At 42.5% G+C, this 13,988-nt stretch carries 12 protein-coding genes; 8 read left to right on the forward strand and 4 right to left on the reverse strand.

Going from position 1 to position 13,988, the window contains the following annotated elements:
• The first annotated feature begins 314 nt into the window (after positions 1-314).
• The 7 genes from ACX0G7_RS26530 to ACX0G7_RS26560 all read left to right on the forward strand — a co-directional run bounded on the left by ACX0G7_RS26530 (position 315) and on the right by ACX0G7_RS26560 (position 5,973).
• Positions 315-1,130, forward strand: a complete 816-nt coding sequence (locus tag ACX0G7_RS26530) for an outer membrane protein assembly factor BamD (RefSeq protein ID WP_458926573.1) — start codon at positions 315-317, stop codon at positions 1,128-1,130.
• Positions 1,105-1,446 (forward strand): DNA-directed RNA polymerase subunit omega, encoded by a 342-nt coding sequence (locus ACX0G7_RS26535; RefSeq protein ID WP_458926574.1) that lies wholly within the window; start codon positions 1,105-1,107, stop codon positions 1,444-1,446. Before ACX0G7_RS26530 ends, ACX0G7_RS26535 begins: the two co-directional genes overlap by 26 nt.
• Positions 1,447-1,565: 119 nt before the next feature.
• Positions 1,566-2,762, forward strand: a complete 1,197-nt coding sequence (gene coaBC / locus ACX0G7_RS26540) for a bifunctional phosphopantothenoylcysteine decarboxylase/phosphopantothenate--cysteine ligase CoaBC (RefSeq protein WP_458926575.1) — start codon at positions 1,566-1,568, stop codon at positions 2,760-2,762.
• Positions 2,755-3,678, forward strand: coding sequence for a type IX secretion system protein PorD (porD, locus tag ACX0G7_RS26545; RefSeq protein WP_458926576.1), 924 nt, complete (start codon positions 2,755-2,757; stop codon positions 3,676-3,678). The genes coaBC and porD overlap by 8 nt, the downstream gene beginning before the upstream one ends.
• A 51-nt stretch (positions 3,679-3,729) precedes the next feature.
• The gene (locus tag ACX0G7_RS26550; RefSeq protein WP_458926577.1) at positions 3,730-4,155 is read left to right on the forward strand and encodes a DUF4296 domain-containing protein; all 426 of its coding nucleotides are present in this window, start codon (positions 3,730-3,732) and stop codon (positions 4,153-4,155) included.
• 297 nt (positions 4,156-4,452) lie between these two features.
• The gene (locus ACX0G7_RS26555; RefSeq protein ID WP_458926578.1) at positions 4,453-5,154 is read left to right on the forward strand and encodes a CoA transferase subunit A; all 702 of its coding nucleotides are present in this window, start codon (positions 4,453-4,455) and stop codon (positions 5,152-5,154) included.
• Positions 5,155-5,313: 159 nt separating this feature from the next.
• A complete protein-coding gene (locus ACX0G7_RS26560) occupies positions 5,314-5,973 on the forward strand; it encodes a 3-oxoacid CoA-transferase subunit B (RefSeq protein ID WP_458926579.1) in 660 nt (219 codons plus the stop codon).
• Positions 5,974-6,095: 122 nt separating this feature from the next.
• Here the strand turns inward: ACX0G7_RS26560 and ACX0G7_RS26565 are convergent, their stop codons facing one another.
• From ACX0G7_RS26565 to ACX0G7_RS26575, 3 genes are all read right to left on the reverse strand, one after another.
• Entirely contained in the window at positions 6,096-6,752 is a 657-nt protein-coding gene (locus tag ACX0G7_RS26565) for a response regulator (RefSeq protein ID WP_458926580.1), read from the reverse strand.
• Positions 6,753-6,850: 98 nt separating this feature from the next.
• The gene (locus ACX0G7_RS26570) at positions 6,851-7,648 is read right to left on the reverse strand and encodes a sensor histidine kinase (RefSeq protein WP_458926581.1); all 798 of its coding nucleotides are present in this window, start codon (positions 7,646-7,648) and stop codon (positions 6,851-6,853) included.
• 840 nt (positions 7,649-8,488) lie between these two features.
• Positions 8,489-8,890, reverse strand: coding sequence for a hypothetical protein (locus ACX0G7_RS26575; protein WP_458926582.1), 402 nt, complete (start codon positions 8,888-8,890; stop codon positions 8,489-8,491).
• 443 nt (positions 8,891-9,333) lie between these two features.
• Between ACX0G7_RS26575 and ACX0G7_RS26580 the strand changes: the two genes are divergently transcribed.
• Positions 9,334-9,993: a response regulator gene (locus tag ACX0G7_RS26580; protein ID WP_458926583.1), complete on the forward strand. Its 660-nt coding sequence runs from the start codon at positions 9,334-9,336 to the stop codon at positions 9,991-9,993.
• Between the two features lie 243 nt (positions 9,994-10,236).
• Here the strand turns inward: ACX0G7_RS26580 and ACX0G7_RS26585 are convergent, their stop codons facing one another.
• A complete protein-coding gene (locus ACX0G7_RS26585; RefSeq protein WP_458926584.1) occupies positions 10,237-13,200 on the reverse strand; it encodes an Eco57I restriction-modification methylase domain-containing protein in 2,964 nt (987 codons plus the stop codon).
• Positions 13,201-13,988 lie beyond the last annotated feature (788 nt).

Consider the following 13,988-nt stretch of genomic DNA (forward strand, 5'->3'; position numbering starts at 1 on the left):
GCATCGCCCGGCGTAACGAAGTGATCGGGCGTCGCCCGACGTAACGAAGTGATCGGGCATCGCCCGACGTAACGAAGCGATTGGGCCTCGCCCGACGTAACGAAGTGAAGTCGGGCTTCCCCCACGTACGGAAGCGATCGGCATCGCCCGGCGTAACGAAGTGATCGGGCGTCGCCCGACGTAACGAAGTGATCGGGCATCGCCCGACGTAACGAAGTGAAGTCGGGTTTTAAAGATTTATTAACGGAGCTATTTTGGCTGCAGTAATGATTCCTTTAATATTTGCCGTTAATATCTTAACTTTGCCCACTTTTATGCGGTTACCTTTACTGATCCTTATTATTGCTGTTGCGTTTACTTCCTGCTCGAAGTTTGCCAAAGTGCAGAAAAGTACTGACTACGACTATAAACTGCGAATGGCAGAGAAGTACTATGTTGCCAAAAAATACAATTTCGCACAGCAGCTGTACGAGGAACTGTTCCCTATCTATAAGGGCCAGCCCCAGTTTGAGGACCTTTTTTACAAATACGCCTACTGCTCCTATTACCTGAAAGACTGGCTGCAGGCCGAAAACCTGTTCAAACAGTTCACGGAGGTTTTTCCGACCAGCCAGAAGGCGGAGGAGATGGAATATATGCGGGCCTATACCTATTACCGGCAATCGCCCAAAGCAGAGCTGGATCAGACCAATACCCAGAAAACGATCGGCCTGATGCAGACCTTTATCAATACGCATCCCGGTTCCCCGCGGCTGAAGGAAGCAAATGAGATCATTGACCTGAGCCGGCGCAAACTGGAAGTGAAGGAAGTCAAAAGTGCCGAGCTGTATTATAATATGGGTCACTACCTGGCAGCAGCTATCGCCTATAATACCCTGATGAGCAATTTCCCGGATTCAGAGAAGAGTGAGCAATACAAGCTGCAGGTGATCAAAAGTTATTATCTCTACGCGCGTAACAGTATAGACGAAAAGAAAGTGGAGCGATATGAAAAGGTCCTGGCAGAAGTGAACGACTTCACGGACCGTTTCGCGGATAACGCGTATACAAAAGAAGTTGAACGGTATCGGAATTTATCACAATCAAACATCAAAGACATCCAAAATGAGCAGGCTAAGAAGACAGATTAGTGCCAATACGGCCAATGTTGCAGAAACCAAGGACCTGAATGTTATTAAGGGTAAAACCGGTAATGTTTACGAATCTATTGCCATCATTGCCAAAAGAGCAAACCAGATCAATATTTCCCTGAAAGAGGAATTGCATAGCAAACTCGAGGAATTCGCCAGCCATACAGACAGCCTGGAAGAGATCCACGAGAACAAGGAGCAGATCGAGATCTCGAGAGCCTACGAAAGAATGCCAAATGCAGCATTGCTGGCTACCCAGGAATTCCTGGAAGATAAGATCTACCACAGGAAAAATGAAGATGATCTTTTTAGTTGATTAACGAAACACATTCCCGCTAAGGCGGGACATAGGCCCGCGATTGCGGAACATATATAAGACTGAGCGGCAGCGTACCTGTCGCTTTTTTTCGTGAATATTTGCAGTAATTTTATCGCATGTTCCAGGGAAAGAAAATATTGATCGGCATTACGGGAAGTATAGCAGCCTATAAGTCTATCCTGCTCGTGCGATCGCTGGTAAAACTGGGGGCCGAAGTAAAGGTGGTCATGACCCCTTCGGCGAAAGACTTTGTAACGCCGCTCACTTTGTCGACCCTCTCAAAAAACGATGTGATCGTCGACCTGTTTGAAGAAGGCTCCTGGTCGAACCACGTGATGCTTGGCCGGTGGGCCGACCTGATGCTGATCGCACCCCTGAGCTGCAATACGCTTGGCAAAATGGCGAACGGCCTTTGCGATAATATGCTGCTGGCCACTTATCTTTCCGCAACCTGCCCGGTAGTGGTCGCACCTGCAATGGATGAGGATATGTGGCACCACCCGGTAACCGGTGAAAACCTTACAAAACTGGCGGGATTTGGTAATAAGATCATCCCCGTTGAAAAAGGCGAACTCGCCAGCGGATTATATGGTGATGGCAGGATGGCCGAACCTGAAACGATCATCTGTTTTATAGAAGAGAACTTTTTCCGGGCCAAGGACCTGGAAGGCAAACGTGTACTCGTCACTGCCGGCCCCACTTATGAGCCAATCGACCCGGTAAGATTTATCGGCAATCATTCATCCGGCAAAATGGGCATTGCCATTTCGAAGGAACTCGTCAAACGCGGTGCCCAGGTTAACCTGGTATTGGGTCCATCATCCCTCGGAAAAAATATAGATGGCGTGAAGCTGTACCAGGTACAGACCGCCGAAGAAATGTACCAGGTTTGCCAGGAACTTTTCCCAACCAGCGATATAGCGGTGATGTCTGCCGCCGTGGCCGACTATACGCCCGCAACTTATGCCGACCAGAAGATCAAGAAAAACGGCGATTCCCTCCACCTGGAACTCACAAAAACCAGGGACATTCTCAAAAGCCTGGGTGCCATCAAAAGAAAGGACCAGCTGCTGGTGGGTTTTGCCCTCGAAACCACCAATGAAAGGGAATATGCGCTTAATAAGATGGCAACAAAAAACGCCGACCTGATCGTGCTGAACTCACTGAATGATGCTGGTGCCGGTTTTGGTCATGATACCAATAAGGTGACCATCTTCGAAAAGAGCGGGCAGGAGTTTGATTTCGAAAGAAAACCAAAACAACAAGTCGCAAAAGATATCGTTGATAGGATTGTAAACATGATGCATGCGTAGATTAGTTGTGATTCTGATGTTGCCGGTGATGCTGTTCAGCAACCGTTTGCTTTCCCAGGAACTGAGTGCCAGGATAACCATTAATGCCAGCCAGGTAAGTTCCCAGACCGATAAAAAGATCTTCCAGACCCTCCAGAACAGCCTTACCACGTTTGTGAACAACCGCAAATGGTCGAACGAAACCTTCAAGACCAACGAAAAGATCGTCTGTAATTTCCTTGTCATCATCAACGAGGCCGTGGGCAACAATGTCTATAAGGCCAGCCTTACCGTGCAGGCGGCGAGACCGGTGTATAATACGGCTTATGAAACCCCGCTGATCAACTTCCAGGATGAGTCTTTTACTTTTAAATATGTCGAGTACCAGCCGATTGAATTTAATGAGAACCGGGTGACCGGGTCCGATCCGCTGGCTTCCAATCTTTCGGCTACGATCGCTTATTATGCATATACCATACTCGGCCTGGATTATAATTCATTTGCACTCCGGGGGGGCGACCCGTTTTTCCTGAAAGCGCAGCAGATCGTTAACAATGCCCCCGAGGGCCGCGACATAAACGGCTGGAAAGCGTTTGATGGTCTGCGTAACCGTTACTGGCTGAATGAGAACCTCACCAACAACCGTTATGCGATTGTGCATGATGCGTTTTACAGTTATTACCGGCTCGGGATGGACCTGTTGTATGAAAATGAAGCTGCGGGCAGAACGGGCATTTTGAATACGATAGGGCAGTTCAATACGCTGAACAACGATATCCCGAATACCATGATCGTGCAGTTTTTTTTCCAGGGAAAAGCCACAGAGCTGATACGCATTTTTAAAAAAGGCACTCCTGAAGAAAAACAAAAGGCACAGGAGATGCTGGTGAAACTGGATATCGCCAATTCAAACCGTTACCGCCAGGAACTGAGATAAACGGGTAGGGGATAAAAATTAAACACGATCATCGGAAGGACAGGATATACCATGAAGATTTCTCATCAGCTGATAATATTGAGTTTGTTTTTGTGTTTGTGCATCGCCTGTACAAACAAATCAAAGGTCCCATCCGGTGTGCTACCGCAGGCCAGGATGGAAAAAGTATTGTGGGATATGATGCTGGCCGACCGTTTTGCCGCGCAGTTTATCATGAAAGACAGTGCCAGGATAGACGAAACCGAAGAAACCTTTAAGGTCTATGCCCAGGTATTTTCATTGAATAATATTACCAGGGATGAATTTATAAAAAGCTATAAGTTCTACATGACCCGCCCGGATCTGAGTAAGGTGATGATGGATACCCTTCTCCGGAGAGCCGACCGGCTAAAGGAAGAGATGTACAGGCCAAAACTGGCAAATCCTCCTGACTCTATGCCTAGTGCCGCCAGTGCGGCAGAGGATAGTGTAAAGTAAGCGCACGTTGGTTCCCTCCTGATCCTGCAACTTTTCACCAGCCTTTAATTCCCCGATCAGTGATTGTGCAGGCATTCCTGCCGATCATTCGTTACCCGTAGCGCTCCCCCTTAGCTTTAATGAAACCCTCACCTCAATTATTGCCTTAGCCTTAATTAAACCATTAACTTCAATTAAACCCTTAGCTTCAATTAATCCGTTGGCTTCAATTAAAGGTTTGTATTACTCCCACGCCTTAGAATTGTTTCAAAGTAATTGATAACTTCACGATATAGCTATTCAATAAAAACGGGATCTATGAACAAAGTTTTTGATAATGCTGATATCGCGGTCGCGGATATCAGTGACGGGTCCGTCCTGATGCTCGGAGGTTTTGGATTATGCGGTATACCGGAGAACAGTATCACGGCCCTGGTGCACAAAAAAGTAAAGGACCTCACCTGCATCTCGAACAATGCGGGCGTGGATGATTTTGGTCTTGGCCTGTTGCTGAAAACGCGGCAGATAAAAAAGATGATCAGTTCTTATGTCGGCGAAAATGCGGAGTTTGAGAGACAGCTGTTGAACAATGAACTCGAAGTTGAATTGGTACCGCAGGGTACACTGGCCACGCGTATACAGATGGCCGGTATGGGCATACCCGCATTTTTTACACCGGCGGGTTATGGTACGGAGGTGGCGGAAGGCAAGGAGGTCAGGAAATTTGGTGAGAAGATGTACCTGATGGAACACGCGCTTCATGCCGACTTCGCCATTGTGAAAGCCTGGAAAGGGGATCGATTTGGTAACCTGGTGTTTCGCAAAACCACCCGCAATTTTTCCACTTCAATGGCACGAGCCGGTAACATTACCATCGCAGAGGTGGAGCACCTGGTAGAACCCGGTGAACTTGATCCCGATCATATCCATGTACCCGGTATTTATGTGCACCGCATCTTTCAAGGTTCGGGCTATGAAAAAAGGATAGAAAAAAGAACGATACAAATTGCAAAGATTTAAATCCCGGCCTTATCATAATTGATCTTATTGCGAAGGGCAGGGGACAAGCATAGAATTCTGAATGATCATCGTTAAACACCTGTCCTTTGTTGTCGCTTCATTTAATCATTGTTTAAAACCATTTACAGGCTCGTCATCAGCCTGTCTTCATAACAGCCTATGCCACTCGATAAATACGCGATTGCAAAAAGAATAGCCCTTGAATTAAAGGACGGCATGTATGTGAACCTTGGTATCGGGATCCCCACCCTGGTTGCTAATTATATCCCGGCTGGTATGTTCATCACCATCCAGTCTGAAAATGGTATGCTGGGCATGGGGCCTTACCCGGTTGAATCGGAGATCGATGCTGACCTGATCAATGCGGGCAAAGAAACCGTAACCGTTTTACCCGGCGGATCATTTTTTGACTCGGCGGAAAGTTTTGGTATGATCCGCGCCGGCAAAGTGGATCTGACGATACTGGGTGCCATGGAAGTTTCTGAAAATGGGGATATCGCGAACTGGAAGATACCCGGCAAAATGGTGAAGGGTATGGGTGGTGCGATGGACCTGGTGGCAAGTGCCAAAAACATTATCGTCGCTATGATGCATACCAATCCAAAGGGCGAATCAAAATTATTGCCTGCCTGCAGCCTGCCCTTGACCGGCGTGCATTGTGTGAAACGGATCGTGAGTGACCTGGCCGTGCTGGATGTTTTACCGGGTGGAGGATTTCAATTAATTGAAAGGGCACCGGGAGTATCAGTCGAAGAGATCAAATCAAAAACAGCCGGGCGATTGGTAATCAATGGTGACATTCCTGAAATGCGCTTATAGATACCCGTTAGAATAACGACAACAATCGGGGAAGTATATAAAAACTCAACAGGTCCACAAAAAAATGATGGGCTATATACCGGGTAATTAGTGGATCAATCTATGGGAAGATAATTAGTAGATCAATCGATTAGATTGTTCTTGACCGCGTAGAATACAAGACCAGCAGTATTTTTTGCGCCGAATCTTTCCATTAACCTGTCTTTGATGGCTTCAACTGTACGCGGGCTCACATCGAGCTTCTGGGCGATTTCGTGTGCCGTAAACTCCATGCAGATATATTTGATCACATCTCTTTCGCGGTCGCTGAGGGTAACCTCGCTCGTGAGGGTAGGTACCACTTTCTGTCTTGAGTGTGACTTTTTGAGCAGGATCCGGTTAACAAAGTTATTGAGGTAATATCCCTTGGACATTACTTCCATGATGGCCGTCCTGATTTCTGAAGGATCAGCACTTTTGAGTAGATAACCATTGGCGCCTATTTCCATCATGTGGCTCACGAATCTTTCGTCTTCGTACATGGTAAGCGCAATGATATGGATCTTGGGAAATTGTTTGGCGACCACCTTGGTGGTTTCGATGCCGTCTTTCTGAGGCATCCGGAGGTCCATCAGGATGACTTCCGGCAATTCTTCTGAGGCCGGGAGGTTATTGATCAGTTCCTGGCCGTTTTCGGCCTCGAGAACAAATTTGATGTTGGTGTATGGGCGTAATGACAGTATTACTCCTTTGCGGAATATTTTGTGATCATCAGCGATAGCGACTTTTATGGGGCCCATGAGGTATTAACGGTAATGGCTGATTAAAAGTACATGAAAAAAGCTCCGCTTGCCCGGCCTCATGAATATCTTCATCTCATCTAAGTGGAAACACGTAATCAGGTCCGGGATAATTCTTCTTCAGTTTTAGGTATTTCTATCGTTACCTTATAATAGGTCTGTGACATGTCCTTTTCAAAAAAGATCTGGCCATGCACCAGTTTCAGGCGGCTCTGGATATTTTTCAAACCAAGACCCACATTGCTTTTGTTGAGTTTTTCAAAATCTGCCTGGGTGATGCCGCGGCCGTCATGGTGCATCCTGATATAGAGGTTGTTGCCATTAAGGTTTTGGGTCAGGTGAATAAAACTCGAGTTCGAATGTTTGAGAATATTGTTGATCAGCTCCTGGATCACCCGGAATATGATCAGTTCCTGGTCGGCGTGTAATCTTTCCCGGTAGTCGTGGAAGCGGCAGCTGGCATTCATGCTGCCTGAACCGGATATTTTCTGGAACAGGTCATTTACCGCTGATTCAAGGCCAAAATTCTTTAATGTCGGTGGCATCAGGCTATGTGAGATGTTCCTGATCAGCTGGATGGTATCATCTATGATCTGCTTGGCATTATATATACTCTGAAGCTGGGATTGTTTGTCGAGGTTCACCAGGTTTTCGTTAAGGTACAAACGAGCGGTAGCCAGTAATGGCCCGGCATCATCATGAAGATCAGCTGCAATCCTTTGTCTTTCTTCCTCTTGTAGCCTGATAGACGCATTTAGCAGCATTTTTTGCTGTTCCTGCTCCATCAACTGCAGTTTGCCCTGGTACCTGATCACCTTTCGCTGGTGAAAAATGATAAACACAATCAGCCCGATCGTAAGCGCCAGCATACCGACAGTACCGAAAAAAAGTACCATTGAGATGTTGTTGTCGGTTGGAATTTCAATAAAAATCATTGGAACTTAGCCGTGTGTTAAGGTTTATATGAAGGTGTTGATCTGAATTTGGGTTCATTAAGTCGTTTCTCGCCTTCGCGCGGTAAACTTCCGTCCTTAATAACGAATGCAATGGCAAAAATGATATTTTTCAAAATATTAGAAACTAGATTTATATCCCAATAACTTTGAATGACTTGGAAGGGGGTAATTGAAGATTGTAAAAACAAGAAAAAACTTAAAGAAGTATAAACCATTATGCTCAAGACAATCCAAAATCGATTAGAAAGGTAAATTGGAGTGTGAGCAGCCATGTTCAGTTGCTCGTAAAAGTAAAAGATACAAAAAATTAATAACAAGATCGCTTCAACTGAGGCGGGCATAGAGTCGAACGAGAGCTCTTTTCGCGAATGAAAGTAAGTTATAACACAAAATATGGCAAAGCCAACTGCACAGACACTAATAATTGATCGCCGAAGCCTAGATGTGTTTAGTCGCCACAAGATCCATGCAAAAATAGAAAATTCGACAATTGTAAATAGGCTTATTAAAAGGTGATACAATTTGAGTAATGCGGGCCGCTCAGATACAACGAAATATAAAATGTTGTCATTTGCAGATGAATACACAATATAAAAAAATAGTACCCTTAGTATCGTGTCCTTTTTTTGTTTACAAAAAAAAAGATACGATACTAAGGGTACTGTTACAGAGGCTAAAGTAATATATTCTAGTGTGGCAGCTATTATAATCTGATTTAGAATCAAATATATAAAACTGCAGTTACTTTCTTCAGATATTTAAATTTTTGAATGTGCGGAATTAGTCTACGATCCAAGTGAAGCTATCTGCATCTTCTGCAATACCTTCGCGAACTGGCCCGCCTGGAACCCTGATGCGATCAGCAACTATACCTTTCTTTTGAACCAAAGACCCGTCAGCCATGACAACGGAGATCTCAGTAATTGTTTTTCCCGAGCTATCAAGTCCGACATACACCAAAGTCTTCTGACCTATTTCGTTATACGCATTGTAAAACCTTAAACCTTGACAGCCAGGTTGTGCAAGAATCTGATCAATAATGTCTCTTCCAACTTCATAAGCGAAAACATCGGTTGGATTTAATGACCGGTAACTGGAAACCATTTTATTACCCAATTCAAGTCCAATTTCCTCGCCAATCGATGCTATTGCTGGCTTTTCGAGTGTTAGATTTTTCATCATAATGTAAGTTTTTTGAGGTTTATTTGAAAGCATGAAAGAACGTGAAAAAAAAAACCTGGCCAAGAGGTGTTCGCTTACTCAAAAACTAGTAATTTGCTTGGAATCCAGTACTGGAGAGGATTATCGATACTTCAACAAGTAGAAATTCGTTCAAATTTTACGTAAGTTTACATTTAAGAGACCGTATTTTTACTATTCATTTCTTTGGGCAAATACTTCGTAAACCTACATGATTTTATTTTTACCATGATTTGTGTCAATTAATTGTTCAATAAAGGAGGAAACCTTGCTTATTTTAACATTTTTTATAAGGTATTTGCTTTTTAGTGTTAGAAATGTATATCTTGTTATAAGTGCTTAGTTGTCAAGGGCAAACAAAATTTTCGCCATGGACCTTACTTTGAACGACTTAAACCATAATCCATTAAATTTCCAAACCTAACATGAGTTCTGAATTAGTAATCAAGGTATCAATCGCTGATGATCATAAAATCTTCCGTGATGGTATCAAGATGGCATTAAAGGGCAAGGACTATCTTAAAATACTCTGGGAGGCTGAAGATGGACGGGACCTGATGCATAAGATGCTCCTAAAGAAACCTGACGTTCTTTTGATGGACATCAGAATGCCAGAAGTAGATGGTGTTAACGCTATTGGAATGCTCAGAAAGGAATACGATGACGTTAAGATTATTGTTTTGACGATGTATGACGATCAAGAGATGATTACAAAAATGATGGAAATGGGTGCCAACGCCTATTTAACTAAAACTTCAGATCCAGAGGAAATATATCAAGCAATCCTAACTTGTATGAATGATGATTTCTATTTCAACGAATTAGTAAATAAAGCAGTCCTTTCAAAATTACAAACTAAAAGACAGGTGCGGCAATTCTACCCGAACCCTGTAAAATTTTCAGATAAAGAAATAAGAATTTTGAAACTTCTAGCAGAGGATAAAACAACGGAGGAAATATCCAAAGAAGTTTTTTTAAGTCCAAGAACAGTCGAAACAATTAGACAAAACATGAAATCCAAAGTTGGTGCTAAAACCATAGCCGGTCTGATAATGTACGGAATGAGAAATAAACTTATTGATTAGCTTTAAAAGCCCAACTGTTACCGTGAAAGCGTACTTCCAGACAGCTTAGTTATCTTGGACGTTACATGTACCCCAGAATAAGAGTGTATCATACATTAATGAAAGGGGGTACCAAATACCGGAAGATACACTTTCAGTTTTAAGATATAAATTTCCCCACGTTGTATTTAATGAAAATGACAGACATAGGAAGGATGGGAACCGATTGATCTAGAAAGTTCCTGACTGAAAGAAATTCTACATTCAGTTCCCGACAACTTTTGTTAGACCTCGTTCAATTAATTTTATTTCTTCGTCTGTCAAATTGTACAGTTGATATATCTCAGCCTCAATTCGCCTTTCAAACCCAAAAATCTTTGTCTTGAGGTACGAAATGTCCGAATCTCTCTTTAGATCCGACAACTTTGCTTTGGCGGCAAATAATTCTCGGACAGTGCTGCAAATTCGATCGTGAGCGTCTCGATCTTTTTTATTGCCAAAATCAATTATTCTGAAGGGCATTGCAAGAATTTCATTAGTTCCAACATTATTATTCGTGCTAGTAAGTTTGAATCGCCATTGAAACAAGTGAGAGTTTATTAACGCTAGGACGTATTCTAATTCGTATTTTGAGGTAGAAGTCAGATTCAGTGAATTTGTTGAATCTGCAAAATAAGCTGGTGGATCAATGATTGTGGCTACTAAACGTAATCGCTCATCAACTCCCGTTATTCGTTGCGTCGCTATACGTCTTAAGCTTTTTATTGGTTTAGCTGATTTTTCCTTATGAAGTTGTAATTCGTCAAACCATTCTACTTTGCCCTGACTTAATGTTGTATTGAACCTATACCGTCCAATTTGAACACCCTTAATCAATTTTGACTGATTTGGACTTTCGGTAATATACTTTCTATATATAGTTTGATTGATTTCACCTCGACGAACGACCACGTCTTCTGTCAGATCTGCGATATTCCTACACTTTTCATTATTATGAATTCTCGTCAATAAATTCCAATTTACGCTATCAATTAGAGGTATAGGGAGGTTTTCAGGATCAATCAACTTCAAGTCTCTCAAAAAGATTTCGTTGGTTTTATGAGGTTCTTGAAAATTGTTGCCTGGAAAAGTTCTAATGGTCAATTTTTTATCTTGACTTCTACTTTTTGATTTTGAACCTAAAATGATGCAAGTGGAAAGTTTTGCATCTCTAAAGATCCGTCTTGCAACATTGTCTTTTTGGGGAAAAGCTTCAATAATCAAGTTATTTGTATTTGAAACCAAGTACTCCCGAGTTTTTGAGTTAGATGTATCTCCCACTATCGACAATGGCACAATGTATCCAAGTCGACCAGATGGTCTGAGTAGTTGTAGCGCCTTTACGATGAAGAATCTAAACAAGTTAAGTTTACCACCTAGAGCACCTTGAAGTTCTGGTGAATATTTTACATATTCAGTAAGCACCTCGTGAGGCGAAAGATCTTGCAAACGTTCCTTCTCCAATACGTCATACGGTGGATTTCCTACGATCGCATCAAAGCCACTATTTTCCATAATATCGGGAAAAGCTGTTGAATAGTCCATTGGATTAATCTGTCGTTCTTGATCAAAAGAAAACAATGAACCTTCGAGGATCTCAGTCCCTACCAGACTATTTCCGCAAATTATATTTTTGGTCAAATCGGGCAGTACTTTTGAGAAAAGGGCGCCTTGCCTCAGTCGAGTAGAGGTTAAAGTCTGATCTTCAAGCATTTTGAGAAAAAGACTTAGTTGCGTTACTTCAACTGCTTGATGGTCAATATCAACGCCGAAAATGTTATTTAACATGATACTTTGGCGCGCTCTAAGAGTGAGCTCCCAAACACCATCCCTATATTCAGTCATGCCAAAATCCTCGCTACGGCCATCAATTTCTGTTTTACCCTCTAATTTTGTGTAATAATATTTAGTGTGATAATCAAGAAGGAGCTCGTATACACCCAAAAGAAAGCTCCCACTGCCACAAGCAATATCAGCGAATCTCATTAGAGAGATTTCCTTTGGTGATTTGTTTTTGATTAACTCTCCAACAGTCCGCAAAACAATTTGATCAACGACATATTTCGGTGTATAGTACACCCCACCAGATTTACGTACTTGCTCCTTCTCCTCTATAGCGACTCTGGTTCCTGTGATAGTGACAATTTTCCCCAAGAACCGCTCATAAATACTCCCCAAGATGTGCACGGGAATGTAGTTGAAATCATACGGGCTGTTAATGCTACTAATATCTTGGCAAATGGTTAAAAAAAGGCGCTCTTGATCGAGCGAAAAAGTTTGATTGTCGATGAAATGTCGTTTGAATACGATACCATTATACTTGGCGTCGAGTTTTCGACAATCTTCTACGAAGTCTCTCCAAGATGACCATGCACTCACATGGCTTTCGTGTTCTATATTTTTGTCTTCGAGGAATCGAATAAAGACTAATCGATCAATTATTCTTGTTACTGATTCAGTGAGTGCCCCACCATCCATATTTGGATCATTGCCAGTAAAGGCTTTTGCGAGCGTTTCTCGAACACTATCAATATAATGTAGGAAACTTTCATCTATAGCTTGATAACCTCCTCTAAATAACGATTTATGAGAAGCTTTTCCCCTGATTTGTGGAAGATCATTTGCGTAACGTTCGAGACTTCCTTGCTCCACGGCTTCCCTTGAAAACAAGAAATAAATTTCAGCAAATTTTTCTTTGTTTTGGTAATCTGAAAATCTAAATATCTTATGATGTCCACTGAAAACAGAATCAATGTCAGGTTGCGCCCGACAATCTATTATGTGAAATTCTTCGAAATCCGTCAATATCGCTATAGGGGTTGAAGCATTCCATCCGTACCTCCATATTTGGAAATAATGATCGGGATGTTTCAATCCAACGGCTGGTTTTTTAGCTTCAACAAAGAATTGGACATTTTTGAAGTCTGGGTTTAGGTAAAATGCATAGTCTGCTCTACGTTGAGAAAGATTTTGACCTTGCTTTTGACCTTTCTCAACTTTTACTTCTTGCTGGTAAGGATTAATTTGGTTTTCGTGATTTACGTCCCACCCCAGTGCTATAAAGAATTTGTCTATAAAATCCTTTCGAACTTCCGCTTCCTGGTAACCAGCTGATATATAATATGTAAGATTGGCCTGAAAGTTCAACACTAGCTGACCAACATCTTTAAAAGCACCATTCAAATCCATAGTTGTTAAGTTTGTCGATCTTATTCGCGCGAGACTTGTGGATCATTGTAAACCAATACTCTTTGCGATGGCTAGTCTTCAGAATCGTTCATTAATCACACTAGAAGAAGACAGCCTTATTGTGATTTAATTTGCGGCGTTAAGTTACCCGTTTTAACGCGGTTTTCCATAACCGCAAACACCAAATCGATAAATAGCAAAAAAAGATAAATTTAAATTTTTTTCGTTTAGCCAACAATGTTAAAAGCGTTTCGTCCTTTTAAAGTTGAAAAGAGGCCTAGACAGATTTTACCCCTGTTCCTAGGTTACGACAAAAGCCACATCCGTGAATTTCACCATTGGCTACGCGTATTTGTTCCCAGTATAACAATCATGACACAGACCCCTCCTGATATAGATCTTTTTGTTTGATAATCTTTGCAATAGTCGTCCTCGACTCTCCATAAGTCACTGCTTCCTCACCTAATGTTAAAAGCAAGGAATAGCAAGTCAAAGTCTATCATGACGAATGAGTTTGATAACAGTCCCCTTAGCATATTTCAAGTTCGGGGGAACCGCTGCTACGTATTGAGTTGAATTAGTTTACTTGGCTGTAGATGGGCTTAGCAATCACACCACACCGGCTGATACTTTATTTTAGTTTTCATTTTGACATTTTTCATGATTCGAGGGTGGGTAATTGTTTTTGTTGACTTGAAATTGCTTTTCATATGTATATTCCGGCGAACTTGACCCCAGTGTTCCGGGGGATGTTGACCCCACCCTTAGATACAATCTAGGTAGTAAGA

The organism is Flavitalea antarctica, assembly GCF_054461535.1.